At 43.6% G+C, this 26,014-nt stretch carries 17 protein-coding genes and 1 pseudogene; 7 read left to right on the top strand and 11 right to left on the bottom strand.

The features are described 5' to 3' along the window. Positions 1–383 (bottom strand): annotated as a pseudogene (locus GVN16_RS03935) (AMP nucleosidase); the annotation flags it as partial. A 66-nt stretch (positions 384–449) separates the two neighbouring features. On the opposite strand from GVN16_RS03935, the gene GVN16_RS03940 reads away from it, so the two are divergent. Continuing rightward, the gene (locus GVN16_RS03940; RefSeq protein ID WP_166562550.1) at positions 450–887 is read left to right on the top strand and encodes a type I restriction enzyme HsdR N-terminal domain-containing protein; all 438 of its coding nucleotides are present in this window, start codon (positions 450–452) and stop codon (positions 885–887) included. On the opposite strand, the gene GVN16_RS03945 is transcribed toward GVN16_RS03940, so the two are convergent. The 5 genes from GVN16_RS03945 to GVN16_RS03965 form a co-directional block, all read right to left on the bottom strand. Continuing rightward, positions 884–1,636, bottom strand: a complete 753-nt coding sequence (locus tag GVN16_RS03945; RefSeq protein ID WP_166562551.1) for a LytTR family DNA-binding domain-containing protein — start codon at positions 1,634–1,636, stop codon at positions 884–886. The two genes, GVN16_RS03940 and GVN16_RS03945, sit on opposite strands and share 4 nt — an antisense overlap. 4 nt (positions 1,637–1,640) lie before the next feature. Further along, complete coding sequence (locus tag GVN16_RS03950; RefSeq protein ID WP_166562552.1) at positions 1,641–6,878, bottom strand: PAS domain S-box protein; 5,238 nt, start codon at positions 6,876–6,878, stop codon at positions 1,641–1,643. A 93-nt stretch (positions 6,879–6,971) separates the two neighbouring features. Then, positions 6,972–8,147 (bottom strand): sensor histidine kinase, encoded by a 1,176-nt coding sequence (locus GVN16_RS03955; RefSeq protein WP_166562553.1) that lies wholly within the window; start codon positions 8,145–8,147, stop codon positions 6,972–6,974. Beyond that, positions 8,144–9,907, bottom strand: a complete 1,764-nt coding sequence (locus tag GVN16_RS03960; RefSeq protein WP_166562554.1) for a phospho-sugar mutase — start codon at positions 9,905–9,907, stop codon at positions 8,144–8,146. Before GVN16_RS03960 ends, GVN16_RS03955 begins: the two co-directional genes overlap by 4 nt. A gap of 56 nt (positions 9,908–9,963) precedes the next feature. After that, on the bottom strand, positions 9,964–10,824 hold the full coding sequence (locus tag GVN16_RS03965; RefSeq protein ID WP_166562555.1) for a bestrophin family protein: 861 nt from the start codon (positions 10,822–10,824) through the stop codon (positions 9,964–9,966). Positions 10,825–11,140: 316 nt separating this feature from the next. Between GVN16_RS03965 and GVN16_RS03970 the strand changes: the two genes are divergently transcribed. The 3 genes from GVN16_RS03970 to GVN16_RS03980 are packed head-to-tail and all read left to right on the top strand — an operon-like array spanning position 11,141 to position 13,908. After that, a complete protein-coding gene (locus GVN16_RS03970; RefSeq protein ID WP_166562556.1) occupies positions 11,141–12,343 on the top strand; it encodes a hypothetical protein in 1,203 nt (400 codons plus the stop codon). 9 nt (positions 12,344–12,352) lie between these two features. Beyond that, positions 12,353–12,700: a MerC domain-containing protein gene (locus GVN16_RS03975; protein WP_166562557.1), complete on the top strand. Its 348-nt coding sequence runs from the start codon at positions 12,353–12,355 to the stop codon at positions 12,698–12,700. Further along, a complete protein-coding gene (locus tag GVN16_RS03980) occupies positions 12,700–13,908 on the top strand; it encodes a GTP-binding protein (protein WP_166562558.1) in 1,209 nt (402 codons plus the stop codon). The genes GVN16_RS03975 and GVN16_RS03980 overlap by 1 nt, the downstream gene beginning before the upstream one ends. 8 nt (positions 13,909–13,916) lie before the next feature. Here GVN16_RS03980 and GVN16_RS03985 read toward each other — a convergent pair whose 3' ends face one another. From GVN16_RS03985 to GVN16_RS03995, 3 genes are read right to left on the bottom strand one after another with little or no spacing between them, the layout of a single operon-like run. After that, positions 13,917–16,358 carry a TonB-dependent receptor plug domain-containing protein gene (locus tag GVN16_RS03985; protein ID WP_166562559.1) on the bottom strand — a complete coding sequence of 814 codons (2,442 nt, stop codon included), beginning with the start codon at positions 16,356–16,358 and terminating at the stop codon, positions 13,917–13,919. 60 nt (positions 16,359–16,418) lie between these two features. After that, positions 16,419–17,000 carry a DUF4126 domain-containing protein gene (locus GVN16_RS03990; protein WP_166562560.1) on the bottom strand — a complete coding sequence of 194 codons (582 nt, stop codon included), beginning with the start codon at positions 16,998–17,000 and terminating at the stop codon, positions 16,419–16,421. Positions 17,001–17,018: 18 nt separating this feature from the next. After that, entirely contained in the window at positions 17,019–17,903 is an 885-nt protein-coding gene (locus tag GVN16_RS03995; protein WP_166562561.1) for a YicC/YloC family endoribonuclease, read from the bottom strand. 119 nt (positions 17,904–18,022) lie between these two features. Here GVN16_RS03995 and argS point away from each other — a divergent pair, with 119 nt between their 5' ends. The 3 genes from argS to GVN16_RS04010 all read left to right on the top strand — a co-directional run bounded on the left by argS (position 18,023) and on the right by GVN16_RS04010 (position 22,521). Further along, positions 18,023–19,798 (top strand): arginine--tRNA ligase, encoded by a 1,776-nt coding sequence (gene argS, locus GVN16_RS04000; RefSeq protein ID WP_166562562.1) that lies wholly within the window; start codon positions 18,023–18,025, stop codon positions 19,796–19,798. 300 nt (positions 19,799–20,098) lie between these two features. Further along, on the top strand, positions 20,099–20,872 hold the full coding sequence (locus tag GVN16_RS04005) for a hypothetical protein (RefSeq protein WP_166562563.1): 774 nt from the start codon (positions 20,099–20,101) through the stop codon (positions 20,870–20,872). A gap of 38 nt (positions 20,873–20,910) precedes the next feature. Next, positions 20,911–22,521, top strand: a complete 1,611-nt coding sequence (locus GVN16_RS04010; RefSeq protein ID WP_166562564.1) for a serine hydrolase — start codon at positions 20,911–20,913, stop codon at positions 22,519–22,521. 34 nt (positions 22,522–22,555) lie between these two features. Here GVN16_RS04010 and GVN16_RS04015 read toward each other — a convergent pair whose 3' ends face one another. Both GVN16_RS04015 and GVN16_RS04020 read right to left on the bottom strand, forming a co-directional pair. Further along, positions 22,556–25,000, bottom strand: coding sequence for a TonB-dependent receptor (locus tag GVN16_RS04015; protein ID WP_166562565.1), 2,445 nt, complete (start codon positions 24,998–25,000; stop codon positions 22,556–22,558). A gap of 150 nt (positions 25,001–25,150) precedes the next feature. Continuing rightward, a complete protein-coding gene (locus tag GVN16_RS04020) occupies positions 25,151–25,891 on the bottom strand; it encodes an SGNH/GDSL hydrolase family protein (protein ID WP_166562566.1) in 741 nt (246 codons plus the stop codon). Positions 25,892–26,014 lie beyond the last annotated feature (123 nt).

Below are 26,014 nucleotides of genomic sequence, written 5' to 3' on the forward strand. Positions count from 1 at the left end.
ATTTCGGGGCGGGCATAGTCATCACTCGTTCCTTCGCCCCTTATCGCGGCTATAGGCAGGATAAAATCACCCAGCTCGGTAATCTTTTTCAATCCGCCGCATTTTCCTAAAAATAAAACGGCTTTTGGCTGGATGGCCGACAACAGATCCATCACAGTAGCCGCCATCGGGCTCCCCATCCCGAAATTGATGATGGTGATGTTACCTGCAGAAGCCATCTGCATCGGTTTATTGAGTCCTTTTACCTCCACACCGAACTGATCGGCAAACATTTGAACGTAATTTGAGAAGTTGGTCAGCAGTATGTATGGGTTGAACTCATCAAGGGCCGCCCCTGTGTACCTGGGTAGCCAGTTCTTAACTATTTCTTCTTTGGTTTGCATTTGTTAATTGATTGTTTAAAATTTGAAGGTTAGAACTGTAATAAAACGAAAAAGATTCCTGAAAATATGATTTTTAATCTTGATTCATATAGTCCCAAAATTAAAGAAATCGAGGATAAGAAATATATTTTTGATGTTATCAGAAAAAAATATCTTGTGCTGACACCCGAAGAGTGGGTCCGGCAGCACTTTGTTAATTTACTGATCAACCATTACGGCTATTCCAGATCACTCATTAAAATGGAAGCGGGACTGACTTACCATCAGCTGGCCAAGAGATCGGACATCCTGGTTTACAAAAACGACGGCAGCCCTTTTCTGCTGGTAGAATGCAAATCTGAAGACGTCAAAATAGACAAATCCGTATTAGCCCAGGCATCGCGGTATAATCTCAAGATCAGGTCACCTTATTTGTGCGTTACCAATGGCTGGAAGACATTTTGCTTCGGAGTGGATTGGGAAAACGGCACCACCGTGCAACTCAATGACCTGCCGTCATTCTAAATATCATTCAGCCATTCCAGGAACTCCGACTTTCTTCTTCTCGAAACCGGGATCTCATTGTTAAGCTCTGTCAGGACCAGTCCGCCTTCTCCTTTGGTGTATTTCTTGATGCAAAGCTTGTTGACCAGGAACGAATGGTGTATCCTGAAAAAATCATATGACTCAAGCAATTCCTCAAAATCCTTGATGCTCTTGGTTACGGTTATTTTAGAGCCGTTCTTCAGAAACACATGGGTATAATCTTCATCCGCTTCGCAATATACAATGGTGTCGATCTGCACCAGCTCAAGTCCGTTCAGCACCGGCAAAGGTATTTTGCTCGACCTGTTTTTAGGCTTCCTCAGATTTTCCAGCAAAAGCTTGAAATCATTTTTGGACGACTTGTTCTCAATCCTCTTGGTAGCTTTGACAATGGCCTCTTTGAGTTCGACGATGTTAATCGGCTTTAATAAATAATCGAGAGCAGAAAACTTGATGGCTGTAATGGCATACTGATCAAATCCCGTCGTGAAGATCACCTCAAAGTTGATTTCCTCAAACCTTTCGAGCAGGTCAAAGCCCGAACCGTACGGCATTTCAATATCCAGAAAAACGATATCGGGTTTCTGCAGGTTGATCATCGGGAAAGCCTCGTCAATAGAATTGGCAAATCCTTTTATGATCAGGTCATTGTCACAATATTTTTTAATAATGGTGGTCAGAGTGTCTACACTCCGGCTTTCATCATCAACAATTACGCAGCTATACATACTTTTATGTTTGAGGGAATTTTATTTCTATTACCGTACCTACCTCTTCATCCGGATTATCCGAGCCTTTAATTCTGTCATCAATGGAGAAAATGATGTTTGTACCATTGATCTTACTGTAAGTTGTCAGCCTTTCCGCGGTGATTTTCAGACCTTGTGACTGATAGCCGTTTTTAGATCTGGACTGGATTTTATTCGCATTTTTCCGACCTACTCCATTGTCTTCTATCATGCAAATTAGGAAATCCGAACTGAAATAAAAATTAATATTTAGCTTCCCTTTTGATGATTTATATCTAAGTCCGTGATTAATAGCATTTTCCACAAACGGCTGCAGGATCATCGTCGGAATTTCCTGGTAGCGGTTCACATCCGGAGAAACAGAAATCTCAAAGTCGAATTTATTCTCAAACCTCAGTTTTTCGAGCTCCATATAAAATGTCAGCAGCCTGATTTCTTCATTCAGAGAAATGAATTTGCTTCTTGACGAATCCAGGAATAGACGGATGAGGTGGGCAAATTTCGTCAGGTAGCTGTTGGCCGTAATGATCTCATTATGGACAACGTAGCTCTGTATGGAATTGAGGGCATTGAAAATAAAGTGAGGATTCATCTGCAACTGGAGCGTCCTCAGCTCGAGCTCTACTTTTGAACGGTTAGCGGCATCTGCCTGTTCACGGGCAATCAGCAGTTCCCGCTCAGCATTTTTCTTTTGTGTAATATCCACGATGATACCCATGAGCATAAATGGCATATCGTTCTCATTTTTGACAATTTTAGATTTACACTGAACCCACCTGATCTCATTGTTTGCATCATAAATCCTCAGTATCCTGTCGGAATATCCCAGCTCACTGAAGTCTCTTCCCATGGCATCCATGATTTCCTTGTCTTCAGGATGAACTTTTGAGTTCCAGATCGTAAAATCACTGATCCAGTCCTCGGTTCTGATGCCCGAAAGATTGTAATAAGAAGGACTGATGAATAAAGGTTTGCGGTCAGGAAAACTGACAGCCCAAACCACCTCGTCCATGGCGTTAAGGATCAGCGTAAGATTTCGCTGGCTTTCTTTCAGTTCCTCTTCAGACTTTTTCCTGGTGGTAATATCGCGGGTTACGATGATCACTTTTTTGACACTGCCTTTTTCATCATAAAAATAAGTGACTGTATCTTCCCGCCAGTGATAGGAACCGTCCTTGTTCATGGCCCTGAACTGGAAATTGGTACTGGTCTGCCTGCTTTTGATGGCAATGGAATGTATCTTTTCCAGGTGTTCAATATCATCCGGATGGATGTAATCAAAAAATATCTGCTGGTCCCCCGAATTCTCTTCTTTGAAATTATAAGCCAGCAGCTTGTTAAAGGAAGGAGAGGTATATGTCACCTCCTCATTTTCAATAACAATGATCCCGTCCGATGTGTTTTCAGCAATGAATCTGAATTTTTCTTCGCTCTCACGAAGGAGCTGTTCGGATTGCTTCCGGTCGGTGATGTCCAGGCTGAGTCCCACCAGCCCGATCACTTTGCCTTCCTCATCTTTCAGCGGCAATTTGGAAACCAGGTACCAGGACTCACTCCCGTCGGGGTTCTGGTGTTTATATTCCACTCCGTTGATCTCATTGTTGGTATTGATGACGTACATATCCTGGTCATAATACATCCTTGCGGCATCGCCGGGATAAATATCGAAATCACTCTTACCAATCAGATCTTCTTCGCTTTTAACACCGCAGAACTCTACTTCGGACTTATTGGCCAGCACTTTCCTGGTGGCTATGTCTTTCACGTAAATATTCATCGGAATATTATCTATGATAGCCCTGAGCAGCCTTCTCTCTTCAGCCAGCTTCTCTTCGGCATATTTCCTCTGGGTGATGTCCGTCAATACCTTGATATGCTGTTCCACTTCTCCGTGCTCATCCAGGATAACGGTATTGGAAACCTCCACCCACTTTTTGGCTCCCATATAGGTAAACACCTCAATTTCGCTGGTGAAATCCCGGTCATACATGTCATCAAGAGAAGCTCCTGATTCTGCCGGATTAAAATTGAATAAATCTCTCGGCCTGAACTTATTCAGCTGCTCCAGGGTCACTTCAAAAAGATTCAGGTAACCGTCATTGGCATAGAGAGCAAACCCGTTTCTGTCTGTGACCAGAACACCATTTCGGGTCTGGCGGGCTACTACAGAAAGCTGTTTGATTTCGTTTTCGATCAGTTTCTTCTCCGTAATATCAGAACATATCCCGGATATTCTCACCAGCTCTCCTGCTTCATTCCTGATCGCATACGCTTTTTCATTGATCCACCTTATATTTTCTTCTGTATCGAGAATCCGGTATTCTATGTCGTAGGAATTGTTCTTCAGCAGGCCTTTGAACGACCTCTTTGCCAGATCCCGGTCCTCTTCAATGATATAGTCATAAATATAGGAGTTCCTCGAATAGAAATATTCTTCTTCAATTCCCAGAACTTTCTTACACGAAGGGCTGATAAAAATAGATTGCCTTTTGTTGACATCAAACAGCCAGAACACATCCTCAAGTGCATCATTGATCTGCCGGAAATTACTTTCACTTTCCTTGATGATCCGCTCATTGTTGATCCTTTCAATGGCATTGGCTATGTTAGAGGCCAGCGACTGCAGGAGGTTGACTTCGTCATCAGACCAGTTTCTCTCTTCATGACAGTCATCAAAACCAATGAATCCGAAAAAAATATCTTTGATAAATACAGGGAGCAGGAGCATCGATAAAACGTCTTGCCCTTCAAGCAGGGTTTTAAGGCCCGACTCCTTCAATAACCGCGTTACACAGATGAAGGGCTGGTTAAGATCAAACGGGTCTTTCAGAAAGGTCAGGATGTCAAGCGACATATTCTGCAAAGCCGGGTCATCTATCTGAGGCTCCGTACCTTCTGAAACCCACTCTACTTTCTGACTCACCAGCTGTGTTTTACGGTCATTTTCAAAATAATACGCCCTGTCGGACTTTGTGGCAATGCCTGTAAGGCACATGGTCTCTTTCAAAGTAGAGATGACGTCGCTGCTGATAAGTAACTGCTCGGTTGTTTTCCCAATAGCTGAAAGCACCTCACTTTTATAAACCAGCTGATTCTGAACGTTGATCAGCTTTTGCTCTGCCAGTTTCCTGTCGGTTATATCTGTTATGATGCCGTCAAGAAACAATAACTCCCCGTCTTCACTGAAATAACCCCTGCCCCGCTCATTTACCCAGACAATATGCTCGTCGACGCTGATCAGCCTGTACTCATGTTCATATTCTTCGTCCCTTTCAAGGTGATGATTGATGGTCTGGTTTAACACCTGCTGATCTTCAGGGTGTATAATGCTGGCAAAACTTCTTTTCGAATTATAAATAAAGTCTCCGGAATTATAACCGGTCATCCTTTCAATCGCATCACTGATGAAAATCATCGACCAATTTTCATCATTCTTGCAACGGAAAGCCACGCTGGAAATATTGGAAATCAGTGTTCTGAACTGGAACTCACTGTCCCATATTTTCTGATTGAGGGTTACTTCGTGGTCAATGTCCTGGATTGTCCCGAAAACCCTTTTGCACACCCCGTTTTCAAACTCCGCCTGCCCTATGCTTCTCACCCATTTAAGATTGCCCCTGGCTGTAAGTATTTGTGCCATTACTTCTTCTTTCCGGCCGTTGCTGATGCAATCCTGCATCTGGCGTTCTATCTTTTCTCTCGACTCCTGGTCCTTGTAAAAACTCACTGCCGAAATAAAATCGGGCTCGAAATCTTCAGGCACTTCGTGGATTTCTTTGGTAATGTCCGACCAGAATATCTTCTGACTTTCAATGATGTACTCCCAGCCTCCGATTCTGGCTACATGACTGGTTTCTTCCAGGAGTTCCTTCGTTTTCTTTAATTCTATTTCTGAGAGTTTCCTTTCGGTAATATTCCTGGCCACACAAATAAAGTCCTTTGGTTCTCCATCGTCGTCGAGGAAAACCGAAATGACCATATTATACCATTGCTTGTGACCTTTGATAGACAGCGAATACTCAAATGAGATGTTTTTCGAGGTATCCTTACTCTTTTCGATGGCATCCATCATGGCAGCCAGTGTGTCTTCCGGGAAACCGACCTCATCGATTTTCCTGCCGATAAAAAAAGAAGGTTTTACGTAAAGGTCTTCAGAGCTGTCGTTGTAATATTCTGTAAAAACCAGGTCTTTGTTCAGCACCAGAACCAGGTCACCTGATTTGGTCAGCAGGGCCTCCAGCCTGTAGTTGCTCTTATGAAGCTCCGCTTCCGTTTTCCTGCTTTGGGTTACATCCCTGCCTATTTTAATCAGGAAATTCTCATCATACGGATCTTCCTGCCATTCTATCAGTATCTGATTACCGTTTTTTGTTCTGACCCTATGAATCGCCGCGTCATTTACAGAAAGACCGACCTTATCCGTCTTGTGTTCCTCGACCGAAATGTCAGATATGATATTCGCCCATTTCTTACCCACAAACTCGTCTTTGTTATAGCCCAGAATCTCATCCAGGTTATCACTGACAAACACCACCTTGTCATTTTCGATGCCTAAGACAATCAGTTTGCCTCTGTTGACCACATTATAAGCCATAAAGAAGCTTTCCCTGTGGTTAATGTCAATAAAATACTTGGCATAATTGATTACAAAAGCAATAAGCCAAACCATAAAATAGATGGCAAAGACCCTGATCTCGAGATAATCGAAAACCTGGAGATAAATCAGGGTGGCAAGTACAAAGATCAGGTAGCCAAAAAAGTGCTTCACATTATAAAAAATGTAATACGCAAAAATCAGGGGAATGAGGAATTCACAGAAAGTAACGAGTTCTGTGGAATTATGACTGATATTGTAGAAAACAAGGATATTGAAAGCTGAATAAAAGACAATGAACAGGCGATGCAGATTGGATTTAACCAGCTTAAAGTACTCAGAAGAAAAAGCTATCAATAAGGCTATTGACCCTCCAATTAAATTGGACACCAATTCACTTTTTTCCCTCACTTTAAAAAGCTCCAGAACCAGCTCACTCACAGGCATAAAAACACCTAAAACCCAAAAAAACAATTTGTATTTTTCGTTATTTTGTCCCTGCTCTTTGTCGTAACTGATATGAGCCGCACGATTATTCGCATAATATCTCCTGATAAGTATAAAGATCGCTATTAAGGTCATTAACAACAATACAAAAACTACCCCGGACTGAACTGTAAGTTTCATTTTAGATTTCAGGCATTTCCATTTTAGGGTTCAAAACGTTATTAAAGATCCTGACAATTAAATGATAAATTTATAATCAAAATTCCCCAATAACTAATTCTTAGGAAATTTAACCTCTACTACCGTGCCAACTTCTTCGTTGGTGTCATGGGGTTCTGCATTTTTATCCGATATCGAGAAAACGATATTGGTTTCATTGATTTTGTTGTAGGTAATCAGACGCTCAGCGGTTATTTTCAAGCCCTGAGAATTGTACCCTTTGCGGGATTTGGATTGTATCTGGTCGGCATTTCTTCTGCCTACGCCGTTGTCTTCAATTTTACAGATGAGGTACTGCCCTTCATAATAAAACCTGATATGAAGAAAGCCTTTTTCTCTTTTGTAACGAAGTCCGTGGTTAATGGAATTTTCAACGAAGGGTTGAAGGATCATGGTCGGAATCTCAATGTATTTATTTACTTCAGGGTCTATGATCAGTTCAAAATCGAATTTATTGTCAAACCGCAGCTTCTCCATTTCACTGTAAAGTGTCAGCATCCTGGCTTCTTCAGAAAGGGAGATGAATTTACTCCGTGACGAATCCAGAAACAGCCGGATCAGGTGGGCAAATTTAGACAGGTAGTTATTGGCTGTCAGGGCATCGTGTGTCATCACATAGCTCTGTATGGAGTTGAGAGCGTTGAACACAAAGTGAGGGTTCATCTGCAACTGCAGGGTCCTGAGTTCTAATTCTACAATCTGGCGGTGATGACGCTGCTCTTCATCCGCCCAGAACTTAAGAAACCGCTCCCTGCCATAGAAAAGACCGAACAATGAAATGAAACAGGCTCCCCAGAACCACCAGGTCCGCCACCATGGTCTTTCTATCCTGTAATTAAATCTTATGGTGTTTGAATCCCTTCCGGAAGTAGTAACGTACTTAATTTCAAATACATACTTGCCGGGTTTGAGATCGGTATACTTTTTATAAGGGGTCTTTTCTTCCAGCCACGGGTCGTAGATCAGCCCGTTAATTGATTCGGAAATAGCCCTGAATTTGTATGATTTTATAGAATCGTAAGGAGAGGTAACCGCACATTCAATGGCCAGGATGTTTTCATAATACTGCACCTCATAAGATGGCTCGGGTGCACGGTCTTTACCGGAAGATTCTATTTTTTTGAGATAAATTTTGGGAAGTGAGGAAGGTGGTTCTGCACACACACCTTCTTCACATACGGCGAGTACCGCAATCAAAAGACAAATAAACTGAGTCCCAAAAATTTTCAATTTAGTTTTAATTCTTTTGCAATATCTGCAACTTTATCTTTTAACTGCTCAAGGGTAGCATCAAAATCTTCCTTGTTTTTCAATTTTGATTTTACGCCGATATAAAACTTGATTTTAGGCTCTGTTCCTGAAGGTCTGCAGGTAAATTTCGTTCCGTCGGCAGTAAAAAACTGTAAAACATTGGAAGATTCAATTCCCAGTTTCCCTGAAGGTATCGAAACGGTCTCTTTTGTTTTAAAGTCTGTCCTGGTCAGTTGGCCATAGTCATCCATTCTGATTACTTTGGAACCGGCCAGTGTTGCCGGTGGATTAGCCCTGAAATCGGCCATCATCTGCTGAATTTCCTCAGCCCCGGTTTTTCCTTTTCTTGTTACCGACACCAGGCCTTCGTAGTAGAAGCCGTATTGCTTGTACATGTCAGCCAGAAAATCAAACAGGCTGATACCGTTCTGTTTGGCGTAGGCAGTCAGCTCGGCAATCATCGCACAGCTGGCAATGGCATCTTTGTCTCTCACTTTATCACCGATCAGGTAGCCGTAGCTTTCCTCTCCGCCACCGATAAAGGTCTCCTGGCCTTCCAGCTCACGGATCACCTGGGCAATGTACTTAAACCCTGTCAGTGTATTATAACATTTCACGCCTGATTTCTCTGCCATAGCATCGATAAGGTCAGTCGTTACGATAGTCTTGCAAACAAATTCTTTTCCCGTCAGTTTCTTGGCTTTTTTCCATGATTTCAGCAGGTAATAGATGATCAGACTGGCGGCCTGGTTACCGTTCAGCAACTGCCATTCTCCTTTTGGGTTCTTTACCGCCATACCCACACGGTCAGCGTCAGGGTCGGTGGCAATAACAAGATCAGCATCTATTTCCTTGGCTTTGTTCATCGCCAGCGTCATGGCTTCTTTTTCTTCAGGATTTGGATATACCACCGTCGAGAAGTTTCCGTCAGGGTTAGCCTGTTCCTTTACAATGGTCACATTCGTAAACCCTAACTGGGCCAAAGCCGGAGGCACCATCGTAATACCCGTACCGTGAATAGGTGAGAATACGATTTTAAGATCAGACTGTTTTTTCAGCATTCTCGGGCTTACAGCAATACTTTTGACGGCTTTCAGGTATTTCTTGTCGAGTACCTCACCGATCATTTTGATCCTTTTCTTAACGCCTTTGAACTTGATGTTTTTGACGTTGGTAATCGCGTTGACTTCCTCCACGATGTTTTTATCGTGCGGAGCTACCACCTGCGATCCATCATTCCAGTATACTTTATAACCATTGTATTCTCTCGGATTGTGAGAAGCAGTGATTACGATACCTGAGTGACAACCCAGCTCTCTGACTGTGAACGACAACTGAGGTGTAGGTCTGAGTTCCTTATATAGATAAACGGCAATGCCATTGGCCGAAAGAATGTCTGCTGCAGTCTGGGCAAACTCAGGGGAGAAGTTCCTGGAGTCATAGGCTATTGCTACTTTGATCGGCTCGTCTGTGACCACTTTGTTAAGATAATTGGCCAGTCCCTGGGTGGCTGCTCCTACGGTGTATTTGTTCATACGGTTCGAGCCGACACCTATTTCGCCCCGCATACCCCCTGTTCCGAATTCAAGATTCCGGTAAAATGAATCTGTAAGTTGCGTACTGTTTCCCTCGTCTATTAATTTTCTGACAGCGTCTTTTGTTTCTTCGTCGTAGCGACCGTTAAGCCAGGTTTTAATATTTTTTTCTACAGTTTTTTCAAGATTTAGATTTTTCAACATTGGTTGATAGAGGTTTAGATTTGAACTGAACAAATTAAATAAAGTTATCAGAGGAATCAAAGTATTTCATTTAAATTATCTTTTATCGTTTGGGCGATGGTATCAATCGGTAAATCGTTGGCATCACGGCCAAACGGATCCTCAATTTCCTCCGCAATCAGCTCTATACTGCCGAATACATAAAAGATAAGCGACACGATCGGCATCGCCCAGTAACCGAATTCCCTGACGAAACCGATGGGCATCGTAAATACATATATGAAAATAACCTTGTTGATAAAAAGCCCGTAAGAATAAGGAATCGGTGTTTTTTTTATCCTTTCACAAGCCCCTACAATATCGGTAAATGACCTGAGTTCTTCGTTGATAAAGAGCATCTGTTCATGGCTGATTTCCTTCTTTTCGATGAGCTGCTGCACTTCCCCGTAAATGGCCTTCATGATCCTGTTCGGCACATGGATGACTTCTTTGAGTTCCTTGTGTGAATAGCTTTCGGTGGCCGTTATCTCTTCCCAGATCACCCCTGCCCTCAAATGTTCTTTAATCGCAAACACGTAGTTGATCAGGTGAATCCTGAATCTTTTCTTTACTTCTTCGCTTTTGATGATCACGCTGAGTTTTAAGGCAAGGTTCCTGGAATTATTAACCATGGCTCCCCATTGTTTGCGGCCCTCCCACCAGCGGTCATATGCCGTATTGGTCCTGAAAACCAGCAAAAGTGATAAGACAAAACCTACGAGGGAATGAATGGCGGTGGTGTTTTTGAAAGAGGCGTTGAAATAATCGTTTTCCAGGTAGGCTACAATACCGGTAAACGCCGCTACTCCTAAAATTCCCGGAAGCATCATCCGGAATGTGTCACTTTTGTGGAAGGCAAATATGAGTTTTTTCCAGTCTTTGGGGTTGTAAATGACCATCTCTTTATTTTAAAAATTAACGGATTCAAACTTACACAATTGGTTTTATTCTGCAATGAAATTCGTGTGATGTATTTGGGGTATTTGTAAGGAAAAAGGAGGTTGGAAAAAGGAAAACGCAAATATAAGGGTGCCTTTTGACTTCGAGTTAAACTCAATAGAATCTAAAAATAATGAAGGAGAGGGTCTCCTTCAAACTCCGTCCTCCTTTTTCCACACTCCTTTCTCCAGACTAAATTTTTTATTTGCAACATTGTTGCATTAAATTCATTTCTTATTATATTTGCAACATTGTTGCATTAATTAAATTCCAGAAATGAAAAAAACAATCCTTCTTTTTATCAGCACCTTTACCTTATTAGTTACCTCTTGTGACAACGAAAAGCATGAAGAAGTAGCACCCGATGATCCTTTGGAATACAAATACATCCGCGTGATGGTCAGTGATGAAATCACCAACGCCGTATCGGTCATCAATACCCGGACAGGGGAAACACAGTCTTTCGAGGCCCGTTTTCCGAAATCGGCTACTTACCAGACGGCTTCCGGAAGGTTCGGTGTATTGGTCAATACTGCCAATAACTATGTCCAGCTGTTTGACTCAGGCTTTGAAGGACACGGCGACCATGTGGATGTTAAAGGCACACCCAAGTGGGCGGCCATTATCGGGGATGGGAACAAGCCTACCCATTTTAAAAGCAAAGGCAATGAAATCATTCTTTTCAATGACGGAGACGGCACGCTGGACATCGGCAATGAATCAGATTTTCATGTGACAGGCAAAAAGCTTAGCAGGATCAATGCGGGCATCGCGGCCCACCATGGTGCCATGGCCAAGTTTGACAACGGCACTTATGCCATTACCGAAAAAGACGGTTCAGTGGCCGGGACCTTACCTGAACGTGTCAAAATAATTGACGCCAACGGAAAAACAGTGTTTGCCTCCACACTTCAGACCAAAGGCATTCATGGCAATGCGACGAATGGAAAAGTGGCCGTTTTCGGTTCTTCAAGCGGTATTCTGGTCATCGAACAAGGAGGCAACCAGAAACTGATCCCTCATCCGAACGACTTCGGCACCGCCTGGTTTTCTTCTATTCTTGAAGCAAGGGGAGCGGGTAAATTCATAGGTTATACCGCTGCTGCCGGTGCTTACCTCATTGATGCACTGGCCAATACGGTAACCCCAATACTGGCTAATACCGACATTATGCAGTGCAAAATTGACTACGCAGGAAACAACCTCGTCGTGCTTTTACACAGCGGTGAGGTCAGCATTTACGATTTAGCGACGAATAAACTAAAGAAAAGTGCCGTGATTTTACCGGCTACGCTGAAAACAGAAACCCAGAAACCTCAGCTGGAAGCTACAGCCAAATACCTGTATGTGACCCAGCCCAAAAGCGGGGAAATACTGCAGATCCCGGTTTCAGACCTCAGTTCCTCTAAAAAAATCAAAGTTTCAGCCACGCCTTACCGGCTATCAATCCTGGGTATAGAATCCAGTGAAGACCATTAATGAATGATTATGGAAACCAACACATCCAAATTTGACTGGGCAGGCATTTTAAGTGCATCACTTTGTGTGGTGCACTGCCTGCTCACTCCGGTTCTTATTCTTCTTCTGTCTAATAAAGAATGGTGGCACCAGGTATCTTACCTGTTTTTAGCCATCAGTTTTTATGCGGCTTTCAAGGCCACTCAAAATTGTACGGTCAATAAAATCGTGGTGCTGATATGGCTCAGTTTTCTTATCCTGGCCGTAAGCATTCTTTTTGAAGACACTTTCACGTGGCTGCATGAACTCAGCTACCTGGCCAGCTTCGGCCTGGTGGCAGGTCATATTCTTAATATCCGTTATTGTAAACATTGCTGATGAAAAAATTGCCTGTAACCGTATTGTCCGGATTTTTAGGAGCCGGAAAAACAACTTTGCTCAACCATCTCCTGCACAATAAAGCGGGTCTGAAAGTAGCCGTCATTGTCAACGACATGAGCGAGGTCAACATTGATGCCCGGCTGGTGGAAAAAGAGAACACACTATCAAGAACAGAAGAAAGACTGGTGGAGATGTCAAACGGATGTATCTGCTGCACACTCAGGGAAGACCTCATGATTGAAGTGGAGAAGCTGGCCCGTGAAAATCGTTTTGATTATCTGCTGATTGAATCCACGGGTATTTCCGAACCGGTGCCGGTGGCACAGACCTTCAGTTTTACGGACGAAGCCAATGGCATAGATTTATCAAAATGGTCCTACATAGACAGCATGGTAACGGTGGTGGATGCTTTTAATTTCAGTAAGGACTTCGGCTCTTCCGACACGATCCACTCAAGGGCATTGAATGAGGATGACAGCGATCAAAGACCGATCGTTAATCTTCTGACCGACCAGATTGAATTTGCAGACATCATCCTGATCAACAAAGCGGATCTTGTGAGTCATGAGCAGCTTCATGAACTCAGGACATTAATAAGTAAACTGAATCCACACGCTAAAATTATCCTTTCCACTTTCGGCAGGGTTGAGCCGTCTGCGATCTTAGGCACCGGGCTTTTTGATTTTGAAACGGCCCAGGCCTCCGCAGGCTGGATCCAAGAAATACAGAATCACGAAAATGGGAAAACACACCAACCGGAAACAGAGGAATATGGTATTTCATCCTTTGTGTTCAGGGATAAACGGCCTTTTCACCCTGAAAGATTCTGGGATTACATTTCGGAAGACTGGCATGCGGGCATTATCCGCTCCAAGGGGCTTTTCTGGCTAGCTTCCCGGCCTTATGAAGCCCTCAACTGGTCACAGTCAGGCGGCTCGCTCAGGGCTGAAAGTGCCGGAAAATGGTGGGTAAGTAAGCCTTTCAACGAAAGAATCAGGTATGCTTCGTTTGTTGAAAATCAGGCAGCCATCGAATCACGCTGGGATAAGCGTTTCGGTGACAGGCAAAATGAACTGGTGATCATCGGCCAGGACCTTAACTATAGACTGGTTACGGAAGAACTCCGGCAATGCCTGTGTACTGAAAAAGAGATCAGTGAAATGGAATCGGGAAAGCGTTTTAAAGACCCTTTCCCGGTTGTCTGATCACCTTTTCACTTTACCTGGTAGGTCTTTCTACCTGTCACGGGTGTTCCCGGAAAAACGAGACCTTCCAGGTATATTTCAAAAGTAGCCTCATTGTCGGTATTAAAATACTCAAACTTTCCTTTGCCTGTGGCATCGGTCCTGACCACAGGATTCCAGTAAACCGTAGACCTGAAATCCGGGCGTTCATTTCCCGGAATCTCCTGGTCATAGGGCGGCAAATAGAACTCGGCAGGCACCGAATACCCCTTCCAGCCAAATCTTTTTATCCCCGGAGTATTGTCATTTTTCCAGTCGTAGTCCGGATTGCCTCTTTTCGTTAAAACGGAAATCACACCGTTGCCCCCTCTTGATCCGTAAATGGCCGCAGACGGGCCTTTCAATACATCAATATACTCGACATCCGTTGCCGGTATCGAAAGAATAAGACTCTTGTCCACAATGGTGCCGTCCAGGATATAAGTCGGTTCCGAACTACCCGATAAAGTACCGATGCCCCGGATCACCACGCTCGGGTTAAACATATCCCCCGAAACCTGCACCCCGGCTACCCGGCCTCTCAGTATCTCCAGCACATTGCTGTATCCGGTCATGTTATCCGTGACTTTGATGCTGGCATCAGGCTGACCGTAAAGTACCCGCCTGTCTTTCAGCCGCTGGTCCACTTTTTTTGCCTTTACGACAAATTCGTCCAGGAAAATAACCTTGTTCAGTCTTAATTTTCTTTCCAGCTCCAGTATCTCCTTACTGAGTTTGAGATAAGCAGCCAGGTCATGGGCAGCAAAAGTAACCGGCCGGTAAGGGATTCTGATCAAATCAATCTGCCTGAAGTCATTATTACCGATGATGATGGCAGTGTTCCGGTTGTTTTTACCGGCAATGGCCTGAAGCAGCACCCTCACAGAGTCTTGCACATCCAGTCCGTAGAATTCGAAACGCCCGTCTAATTCAGCTTCGGTGAAGTACAACTGGGTTGAGCTGTCCGGTTTGGTTATCATCATGGTCAGGTTGACCGCTTTTTCAAAGTTTTTACCGTTGGGTTTGGTAATTTCCCCGGAAATGGTCAGCCCTCTTTCCAAAGGGTACAGATAGGGTTTTTCCTGGTAATTAAGCACCTGTTCCCAACCGTATCTTCTCCATCCCTGGGTCATGAGCAGCAGGTCAAGAAGCACAGACGCTTTGGGATCGCCGGCGACAAAATAGGCCGCAGGATTCTCCACATAGCCTTTTACCTCAGACTCAAGCATCAGGTAGGACCGGATATGCCGCTCATCATCGTGGTCTTTGATCTGGTTTTTATCCAGCACGGCTACAGAAAACTCCCCGGCCAGGGGCTCCCCTTTGGAACCCGAAACCTGGATTTCGACCGTCGTTTTACTTCTTTTCGCGTAAGTACTCTGAGTAAGATTAAAAGTCACTTCCGGCGACCGGCCCAGGTTGTTATAAATAAGTCTCTCACAAACCGGCCGCGACTGTATGTTGAGTAACGTGATTTTTATCAGGCCTGCAGGCAGTTCTTCTTTAGGGATAAGGATCGCAGAAGCAGGTTTTGTGAGCTGAACGCGGGCAGAGTAAACCACCTTTCCACGGCATTGTGCTACCAGGATCATGTCTTCAGGCTCCGTAACTGTGTTTCTGAAAACAAAGGTTTTCAGATTTTTAGGATTTGAAAAATTATCCGTCATGAGGATATATCCTTTTTCTGCAATGTCCGGAAAAGCGATGTCTTTTTCTTCAATAGCATTAAAACTCACCCTGGCCCTGTATTTCTGTCCTTTTTCGGGAGTAAAATTGAAGATTCCCATGCCCAGGTGCTGGCTTTCAAATTTAATAACGGTATCTCCCGCACTGTTAAAAACAGCCCCGGTTACATTTACGCCCTTTCCCAGTTTATCGGAGGCTTTAAAAGCAATCCTGGACTGGAGTCCGCTGACGAGCTGCCCGCCCTCCGGGAAAAAGTTAAAATCGTGCTCCGGCATTTTCTCTGTTTTCCGGACTTCTTTTTCTTCAAATTCAAAGAGATAGAAATCTTTATGGAAGAATTCGCTTTCAGGAAAATTCTTCATCCAGCTGGTATAAGCCCGGATCCTGTAAGCTCCTCCGGCCAAGGTGTCTGCCAACTTAAATTCCCCGTTTCCAAAACCTTTTGTGAGTTGAATAGTCTTTGAATCCACTACCCTGCCTTTGGCTGCATCAATGAGATCAACATATAATGGAATACTTACCGTGTCAGGATGGTTGGTCATGCCTTCGACCAGGCAGGCTTTGAACCATAATGTTTCTCCTGCGGTATAATAAGCCCGGTCGGTATGGAGATACGCCTTTTCCTGGGGGTTATCAAAATTATATTTATCGATCTTCTGCAGAAGCGTCTCAAGTACATCATCAAAAGCAGCAAAAGAAAACAGAACGGCCAGGAAAGGGAGAATTATAAATAGCTTTTTTCGCATAATAAGTTTGAATTGGATTTACAGCAAATGTAAACATTGCCTTTAAAACATCAAAAATATTTAATGATCTGCAGGCTGTTTCTGTTTTTTGCCGGTAAGTGCCCTTATTACCCTGTAAACAAGATAAAGCACCAAAACGCCCATGAAAACAGGAAGCCATATAGCCATAAACGAAATAAAAAACGAAATGATATTTTCGATCGTGCTGAAAATACCATTGCCGAAACCGGCGGTAAATTTGGTAGAAGCCAGGCGAAGCAGGCCTGTTCCGGCCTGGATGGTTCCGGCCACGCCACCTCCGGCTACGATGCCGAGTCCCCATTGTAAAACGGGGTCGTCAATTTTAATAAATGAAGTCGTAATTAAAGCTCCGGCCGCAAAAGAAACCGGCAGAGCTACCGTATCAAGCAGGTTGTCAATAAAAGGGACATAATAAGCCCCGATTTCCAGCAAACAGGCCAGGCCGAGAATCCATGTGAGTGTGTCGCTGGTCATCCAGGAAAAGTTTCCGGCGACTTCCACGACGCCAAACTTACCTGCCAGATTGGAGACCAAAGCAGGAATAAACACCCTGAAGCCGCTGCCGGCACTCAGTGCAATCCCTAAAAACAGGCCCGGAATCCACTCTGAAAGGTTTTCCATCGGAATATCACTTAGATATTACAAAATATTCATGGTTTGCTCCTTGATCTTTTCGAGTTCATCTTTCATCTGTACCACCAGACGCTGAATACCCGAATCATTGGCTTTTGAACCGATAGTATTGATCTCACGGCCGATTTCCTGGGCTATGAAGTTCAGTTTTTTTCCGTTTGAAGCAATCTCAAGCTCTTTTCTGAAGTAATCCAGGTGGTTTTTAAGTCTCACCTTTTCTTCAGAGATGTCAAACTTCTCCACGTAAAAAATCAGCTCCTGTTCAAAGCGGTTTTTATCAAAATTGTCGCTTTGCATCCAGTCGCCCATTGACTTTTCCAGCTTCTCACGAATGGCCGGGATTCTCTTCGGATCAAGCTCAATCACCTGTTCCAGCAGGTTTTCTATGATGTTCGTATATTCTTCAAATTTTTTCTTGGTCACATCACCTTCCTGTCTTCTGAACTCCTTGCATTTCAGAATAGCCTGATTGATCACCGAAAGAATCAGTTTCCATTCTTCTTCCGATTCATCCTGGCTCAGGGCGTTGGTATTATAAGAATTAGGCATCATTGTGGCCATTCTCAATACTTCTGTCGGGGTGGCAACAATGCCCAGTTCTCCGGCAGTAGCCATCAGATCTCTAAAATAAGCCTTAACCAATGGTCTGTTGACCGTCGTTCCCGCACTTTCCTCGTCTTTCGGAACCACATTAAGGTTGAGCTCCATTTTACCTCTTTCCAATTCTTTAGTCAGCAGATTACGAATATCAATTTCCCGGTTAGAAAAGCTGCGTGGCATCCTGCAATAAATATCTGAAAACTTGGAATTTAGTGTTTTTACTTCTACAGAGATCGATAACTTAGTCGTATCCAAAACTGCTGAACCAAAACCGGTCATTGATTGAAGCATAATTCTGTTTTTAAATTTGTTTTTTCGTAAAACTAAGTAAATGATTCGAATGATTAAGCCTTCTCAACTAAAATTGTGTAATTTTGCAGGAAATTACTATAAAAAAGCAAAGGTATTTGATGGATTTAGAATTGAATATAAAATCGACGATTAAAAAGGCTATTCAGGAATTATACGGACTTGAAGAAGAAATACAGCTGCAACCCACCCGGAAAGACTTTGAAGGCACTTATACCTTCGTAATTTTCCCTTTGGTAAAACAACTTAAAAAAAGTCCGGCAGACATCGGAACAGCCATCGGCGATTACCTGATCAGCAACAGTCCGGACATCAAAAAATACAATATTGTTCAGGGTTTTCTCAACCTGGTTCCGGATGATTCGGTGTGGTTCGGGATTTTCAATGCCTTGTTACAAAACCCTGATCATGGAAAGCTGACCGCCAAAAACGAATCAGTGATGGTGGAATATTCTTCGCCGAATACCAACAAACCTTTACACCTCGGTCACTTAAGAAATAACTTTCTGGGCTATTCGGTAGCCAATATTCTTGAAGCTAGTGGCTATGAAGTGATCAAATCATGCCTGATAAACGACCGCGGTATCCACATCTGCAAGTCCATGCTGGCTTATCAGAAATTCGGAAACGGTGAAACCCCGGAATCGTCAGGACTCAAAGGTGACCACCTGGCCGGAAAATATTATGTGGCTTTCGACAGGGCCTACAAAACTGAAGTGGACGTACTTGTACAACAGGGAATCCCTGAAGATGAAGCCAAGAAAACCGCTCCTATCATGAAAGAAGCCCAGGAAATGCTTCTGAAATGGGAAAGCGGCGACGACGAAGTCATCGCCCTGTGGAAGAAAATGAATGCCTGGGTTTTTGCGGGATTCAACGAAACCTACAAAACAATAGGCGTAAGTTTCGACAAAACTTATTATGAATCAAACACTTACCTGTTAGGAAAAGATATAGTGGAAGAAGGACTGTCCAGCGGTGTCTTTTATCAGAAAGATGATAAAAGCGTCTGGATTGACCTGACCCATGAGGGCCTTGACCAGAAACTGGTGCTGAGAGGCGACGGTACTTCGGTGTACATTACACAAGACCTGGGCACTACCGATCTCAAATTCAAGGACTTCTCCAACAACCGCTCCATCTGGGTGGTGGGTAATGAGCAGGATTATCACTTCCAAGTGTTGTTTGCCATCATGAAACGCCTGGGCAGGTCTTATGCTGACGGCTGTTATCACCTTTCCTACGGAATGGTCGACTTGCCGTCCGGTAAAATGAAGTCCAGGGAAGGAACGGTAGTGGATGCAGACGAACTGGTAGCCGAGATGATCGCTACGGCTGAGCAAACCACCCGTGAACGTGGCAAAATAGATGATTTTGAAGAAGAAGAGGCCCAGAAACTCTTCAAAATGCTGGCTTTAGGAGCTTTGAAGTATTTCCTGCTTAAAGTAGAACCTAAAAAGAGGATGCTCTTCAACCCGGCAGAATCCATTGATTTCCAGGGAAATACAGGACCTTTCATTCAATATACTCACGCCAGGATCAAGTCTATCCTGAGAAAAGCGGAGTCACAGGGAGCTCAACTGAAGAGTGAATTCGCCCTTCACGAACTGGCCCAGGTGGAAATCGACCTGATCTATCTTGTGAATGAGTATCATAACATTCTTGAAAAAGCAGGCAATGATTATGCTCCGTCGGTTGTGGCCAATTACTGTTATGACCTTGCCAAAACATTCAATTCATTCTACGCTGAATTAAGTGTGATGAACGAAGAAGATACTGCCAAAAAAGAACTGAGATTGTCACTGATCAGACTCGTGGCCGATACCCTGAAAAAAGGGATGGGCTTGCTGGGCATCGAGGTGCCTGAGAGGATGTAAGTTAATCCAATAAAAACATATCAAACCCACAGGTGTAACATAGCTCACCTGTGGGTTTCTTTTATTTCATCCATGCCCCACTTCTTGTTTTTCAGCAATACTAAAAAAATATCAGCCCGGACTGCCTCCTTTTACCGAAACTGCATCAATTAAGAAAATGGCCGGGTAGAAGGTAGCTATTCCTTCATCGCCGGCAAAAGAACTCTTTCTGTGATCATATTTCATTTTGTATCAACTTGTAAAACCCCTGTATTGGCAGACAAATCAGGATTTGGTGAGATTTACAGAAAAAAAACAATTATGAAAAAAACTAACATTGTCATTCTTCTGTGCCTTGGATTATTGACCTTCATGACCCAGGCCCAGTCACCGGGCATGATGAGTCCGAAAAAAAACCAAGACAAACCAGCTACCATTTTAATGGACATTTCCCACGGTCAACGTTTCTGGAATGACCCTTCAAAAATGGAAGCGTCAAATGATCAGTTGCCCAGAGTGAAAGCCATGACAGAAGAGTTGTCAAAAACCGGGAAGTCGGTCAACGCGAAATTAGCTTATACCCAGGGGCCGATTGATGATGCACAGCTAAAAAATGCCGATGTGCTGTTTATCCATATCCCCACGCTTCAATATGCACCGGGGGAAGTTAAAGCTATTCGGAATTACCTGGAAAAAGGCGGGTCTTTATTTATCGTTACGGAAGTGGATTACTGGGCCACATTGCAACAGACCAATGTCAACGACTTACTCGAACCATTTGGCATTCAATACAAAGGAACCATTCCTGATTCGCTGATCGGAGGATATACCAAAGCCGGTGTCATCACGCCCAAACCTTTAAAAATATCTTACCATGAAGGCCGGATTGTGGAAGGTGGCACACCCTTTTGTTTTGGTGTTCAATCAGAGAAATACCCTTTCGGAGTTTACAAGGAACTGAAAGGCGGAGGCAGGATCATCGCCATGGGCGAAGGGATGGTTTCACTTTACATGACCTCCTGGCAGGGCGTCAATGATTATCAATGCAGTGAATTTATGCATGATGTTTTCCGGTGGCTTTTAACCAAAAAGTAGCCGGGGCAGATCAGCAGGTAATTTTAAAACAATACCATATGTTAAAATACTGGTTTTTCTTCCTGACTTCTTTTTCGGCTTGTGCCCAGTCGTTTGACTCGGATATCGAATATTTCGTCAGAAAATTAAAATTACCTGCCGCTGCCATCGCTGTAGCCAAAGGAGACAACCTCATTTATTTTAAAGGAATCGGCTATGGAAATGAACAGACCAGAGAAAAAATTACAGCGGATCATATTTTCAGCATAGCTTCACTTACCAAAACCTTTACCGCCCTGACTTTGGAGGAGGCGGTAAAGGAGGGGAAGCTTTCCTGGAACGACACCATTGGCAAATTCCCGAACAGGTTTTTCACTCCGGGCCGGTGGACCCGTGAAACCACGCTGGCCCATATCGTCAGTCATACCTCTGAAAGTGCCCCCCTCGGCAGCAACTTTGTGTACAATGGCAGTAAATACAATATCGCTTTTAATGCTTTTGAGATATTAAACAATGCTGATAACACCAATGAAATTACCCGGAGATTTACGACGGAACTTGAAAACAGAATTCTCCGGCCGCTAAAAATGGATCACACGATTGTAAGATACGACTCTGTCCAATCCCGGAACCTGGAAAACCTGGTGGTAAATCCCCGGAATTTTACAGACTCGTCAGGAGAGTACACCACTGAAAAGATCAATATGCAAGGCATCCAATGCGGGCCTGGTTTTGGGATGATGAGTTCTGCAAGTGATTTAATCAGGTATTCATCTGCTCTGAACAGACAGTTCGAAGAAAGTTTCCGGGAGATTTCAAAGCCGTTTTATCCCTGGAGTCCTTATGGCCTGGGGTGGTTTACCACTACATTTGAAGGCCTGAAAATAAACTGGGTGTATGGGTACGGCAACAATGATTCGGCCATCCTGTTAACCATACCGGAGAAAGACCTGACATTCATATTTCTTTGTGCAACCAGTGTTTCTTCAGCTTCCATGCGGCTGGGCTATGGGAATCCTCTGAATTCGCCGCTTGTCGTTTCTTTTCTGAAGAACTATGTCCTGCATATTCCTTCCGGAGAGACCGTTGATTATCAGAAATCTGAGGCTGAAATTCTATCAAAAATCAAAGATCTGGAGAAAAAATATCACTCAGAAATTTTCAGGGAAGAGCTCTACGCCAAAGCTTCGCTGAGGATATATCTGCCGGAATCTCTTGAAAAAGACAAAGCGGCTGCAGAAAAGTTACTGGTCTTATACCTGAACAATCCCTCCACTTATTTTGACCTTAAAAATCCGGCGGTATTTGAATTAATTGAAAAATGTACAAAAGAGAGGACCTGGCGTCTCGGGGAAAAACTGACAAAAAAATACCAGAAAGCCGGTTATTTTCACCCTTCCGTTGCTGTTTCTTCCGGCAAAATATTCGAAAAACTGGATAAAAAACCTGAGGCCCTGGCTTGTTATAAAACCTTAGCCGATTCTGATTTTTACAGGGAAAACTCTGACAAATTCTTTGCGGTCATGAAGCTGGCCCGGTTTTATTATGCCTCCAACCCGGCTCTGTCCAAAACATACCTGGAAAGGCTGATCCGCGACAAGGACTTCATCAGCTCTACCGACAGTCAATACCTGGAAGCAAAAGAAATGCTTAAAAAGATCAAAAACTGATGTTTTTAGCGTAAAAAAGGAAACATCTCCGGTTTTATTTCACCCTTTCTTTTTCTTCATCTGTATCCTGTTGTTTTGCTTTCTTTACGTTGGCGTTGCCGAAACTCCTGGAATAAGTCAGTTTAACGACCCTGTAAAAAGCCGTTTCATCCCTGTAATTTGACACTGTATTGATGTTAAAAACAATGGGCGTCATACCGCTGATGTGCGTATGAATGCTGAAAGACTGAAGCAGATCCGGCAATGCCAGTTGAATCGTCCCTTTATTGTCCTTCAGTTTTTTGGCAATCCCCAGGTTCAGGATACCAAATCCTTTGATCTTATTACTTCCGTCATAGAAAGCAAAATTTCTCCAGCCTGACAATTCCACCTCAAAATTTTCCGGCAACCTGATACTCTGTGTAAAATTGACATTCTGGAACAGGTAGGTCTTTGAAGCGGGCGACAGACTATAGGATATTTTATAGTTCCTGAGTGAAGTCGTATTCCCCAGTGATATTTTCCACCAATCCGTGAGTTCGACCGGGAAATTCAGATTCAGATTGATGCTTTTCTGATAATCCATATTTTGCGGGGATATGATCAGTATGTCATTGGCGGCATTGGAAGTAAGCTGATAGCGGATGATGGAGTTGGTCTCATATTGAAATGTAAGCCCTGCATTGAAACCCTTCCGGGTAAACTCAGCTTTCAAAGCGTCTGTAATGCCGGGTTTCAGCAGGGGATTTCCGCCAAAAACAGCCGTAGGGTCATTGTAAAACAAATTCGAAATCAGATCGGCGTAAGCAGGCCGGCTGATCCGCCGGTTGTAATTGAAACTTATACTGTTATTGTCATTAAAACTGTGCGTGTAGAGAACCGAAGGGAATAATTTAGCGATGGTAAAAGGCTCTTTGTAAATATTGATGCTTCTTTCCCAGTACTCATACCTCAAACCTGCCTCCAGGTTCGATTTCCGGTTAAGCAAGAATTTAAACTGGGCATAAGCTGCCATGATCTTTTCCCCGCTGTTGATCAGGCTTTGTGAGCGAGGATCTGTTTCCCAGGCATCATCTACTTTTCTCTCAATTCTGCTGTTATTCGTATTATAAGCGTAGCTTCCTTTGGCTCCGAATTCAGCGTTGATCTTCTCATTGATCTGAGTGGTATAATCAGCTTTTAAAACACCCACCTGAATTTTCGAAACACTTTCACCCCTGTTCCCAAAGGTAAAAACGGGGTTCAGCGGAATGATCTCATTGCCTTCCCGGTCAAAATAACGCGAATTGATTAAAGTCGGACTGTCGTTAAAATAATTGATGTAGCTGACATCCACGTTGAACTGGGAACGGGGAGAAATATTATTTTTGAAATAAACAGACGATATCATATTCCTCCTGGTATTTGTTCCGTCAGAGATAGATTTCATCCCGACAAACTCAGCGTTTCTGATATCCCAGGAGCCTCCAATTCTCACCAGGTTATCGTTATTGACAAACGACAGGGCAAGCTCACTCCCCAAAACAGTTCTGGAACCCAGCCTGATCTCTCCTGCCAAAGCGGCATTATGAACATTCTGAACCCTTTCTGTGTACCCTGAAAACTCATTATAACCTTCTCCACCGATATTTGGGTTTGTTCCTGTACCACGGCCTTCGTAGCCCGACCTGCTCCCGTCATGTAAAAATGAATAGGAAGCATTTAAAAAGGACCTTTTGAAACCCCTCGAAAGACTGAGCGAGGTAACTCCCTTTTCCCGGAAACCGTAACCTGCAGTGGCTGAAAAATTAACCCTCGTACCTTCATCTTCATTCTTTTTGAATATGATATTAATGATCCCTCCTCCTCCGTCAGCATCATACCGGGCAGAAGGGGAAGTGATGAGTTCTATTTTTTCGATATTATCCGCCACCGTATTTTCAAGCAAAGCCATCACCTCCTCCACCGGCATAGCTACTTTTCTACCGTTGAATAATATGGTTACTCCTGACTGTCCCCTGAGGCTGAATTGATTGTTCCTCCGGTCTGTAATGACTCCCGGGAGTTTTTCCAGCACCTGCAAGGCATTACTGCCTTTGGTCATCAGGCTGCTCTGTACATTAATTACCTGCCCGGTTTCGGTGTTTTGTATCCAGCCCTTTTTAGCGGTTATCGTGACTGCATCCAGGTCATTCGCACTCTCCTCCAAAATAAAAGTGCCAGAATCGACGCTTCTTATCACCGCACTTAATGATACAGGTTTTGAATACAAGGTTTTGTAGCCAATACTGCTTATGCTCAGCAGATATTCCCCTTCTGTAGCAATGGATATGGAAAATACCCCACTGGTATCTGTGCTGTTGCCGGTGACAAAAGTAGAGTCCCCGGCCTTTAACACGGTAACATTAACAAAAGGCATAGACACACCCGACCTGTCGGTTACCTTGCCTGTAATTTGTCCGTAACTATTCAGGTGAATGAAGAGCAACAGAGCTGCTGTTTTATAAATAATGTTTTTCATTTGTTTTGCTTATATGCCAGCAAAACAACATCCAGGTTCTCTGAAATGAAAATGTGATTGACATCAGGAGGTTTTGCATTGATGAAATGCAATTATTCTCAAAAATGAGCAGCTCGGGGTTTATTTAACGTACGTCAGGAGCATTCCGGTTTATCTTATAAATTTTAGCTTTCTACCCACCGCCCTGATCCATTCCCTGGCCATCAGTTCATGTCCCGCAGGCATGGGATGAATGCCGTCCCAGATCCAATACTCTGCCGGAGCTTTTTTAAGAGCCTGGTCAAAGACTTGCTGAAAACCCAAGAAAACGGCATTAAACTCAGCCGCCAGTTTTCTGACCACAGCTTGTCTTTTTTGGGTTTCAGAGAGATAGGCTTCCCATTTTTCTGCTACCCCGCCCACTTTCAGGATAAAGGGTTCACATAAAACCAGCTGAACACCCGGCAGGGCATCAACTGTCCTTTTCAACAACTCACGGTAATCTTTTTCATAGTTTTCTGCACTCATGGCTTCATTACCTTTCAGATACGCCGATATATCATTAATCCCCACCAGAATACTGACCAGGTCAGGTTTCAGGTCAAGGGCTTCCTTCTGCCACCTCCCGGCCAGGTCCACCACTTTGTTTCCGCTGATGCCCCTGTTGAAAAAATGAAATCCCCTGTCAGGATGATCCGCCCATAAACGGCTTGAAATAGAAAAAGCAAAACCATGCCCCATCACATGGTTCCAGTCGTTATTGCGGGTTCTGTTGCCGTCTGTGATAGAATCTCCCTGAAACAGGATGGTGTAGCTCCCTTCCGGAGCAGATTCATCGTCTAATTTAACAAATACAGGCAATAAGCCCATCGGAAGGGTTTTGCTTAAAAATGCTCTTCTGTTTTCCTTCATGGTTACGGTTTCATTCTGTTGTCAAATAGTGAATAAAATTGCCGAAATGCAAGTTCATCAATGCAGTTTTTCCAGGCTTTTTATGAGTTAAAAGCGTATTTACCCTTCAGACTTCCATTTAAC

This window comes from Emticicia sp. CRIBPO (genome assembly GCF_009905725.1).
Classification (GTDB): domain Bacteria; phylum Bacteroidota; class Bacteroidia; order Cytophagales; family Spirosomataceae; genus Leadbetterella.

Bases quoted from the DNA above. Each gene is read 5' to 3' on its own strand.
- GVN16_RS03940 (WP_166562550.1), top strand. From the start codon at position 450: ATGATTTTTAATCTTGATTCATATAGTCCCAAAATTAAAGAAATCGAG.
- GVN16_RS03945 (WP_166562551.1), bottom strand. From the start codon at position 1,636: ATGTATAGCTGCGTAATTGTTGATGATGAAAGCCGGAGTGTAGACACT.
- GVN16_RS03950 (WP_166562552.1), bottom strand. From the start codon at position 6,878: ATGAAACTTACAGTTCAGTCCGGGGTAGTTTTTGTATTGTTGTTAATG.
- GVN16_RS03960 (WP_166562554.1), bottom strand. From the start codon at position 9,907: ATGTTGAAAAATCTAAATCTTGAAAAAACTGTAGAAAAAAATATTAAA.
- GVN16_RS03965 (WP_166562555.1), bottom strand. From the start codon at position 10,824: ATGGTCATTTACAACCCCAAAGACTGGAAAAAACTCATATTTGCCTTC.
- GVN16_RS03970 (WP_166562556.1), top strand. From the start codon at position 11,141: ATGAAAAAAACAATCCTTCTTTTTATCAGCACCTTTACCTTATTAGTT.
- GVN16_RS03975 (WP_166562557.1), top strand. From the start codon at position 12,353: ATGGAAACCAACACATCCAAATTTGACTGGGCAGGCATTTTAAGTGCA.
- GVN16_RS03980 (WP_166562558.1), top strand. From the start codon at position 12,700: ATGAAAAAATTGCCTGTAACCGTATTGTCCGGATTTTTAGGAGCCGGA.
- GVN16_RS03985 (WP_166562559.1), bottom strand. From the start codon at position 16,358: ATGCGAAAAAAGCTATTTATAATTCTCCCTTTCCTGGCCGTTCTGTTT.
- GVN16_RS03990 (WP_166562560.1), bottom strand. From the start codon at position 17,000: ATGGAAAACCTTTCAGAGTGGATTCCGGGCCTGTTTTTAGGGATTGCA.
- GVN16_RS03995 (WP_166562561.1), bottom strand. From the start codon at position 17,903: ATGCTTCAATCAATGACCGGTTTTGGTTCAGCAGTTTTGGATACGACT.
- argS (WP_166562562.1), top strand. From the start codon at position 18,023: ATGGATTTAGAATTGAATATAAAATCGACGATTAAAAAGGCTATTCAG.
- GVN16_RS04005 (WP_166562563.1), top strand. From the start codon at position 20,099: ATGAAAAAAACTAACATTGTCATTCTTCTGTGCCTTGGATTATTGACC.
- GVN16_RS04010 (WP_166562564.1), top strand. From the start codon at position 20,911: ATGTTAAAATACTGGTTTTTCTTCCTGACTTCTTTTTCGGCTTGTGCC.
- GVN16_RS04015 (WP_166562565.1), bottom strand. From the start codon at position 25,000: ATGAAAAACATTATTTATAAAACAGCAGCTCTGTTGCTCTTCATTCAC.
- GVN16_RS04020 (WP_166562566.1), bottom strand. From the start codon at position 25,891: ATGAAGGAAAACAGAAGAGCATTTTTAAGCAAAACCCTTCCGATGGGC.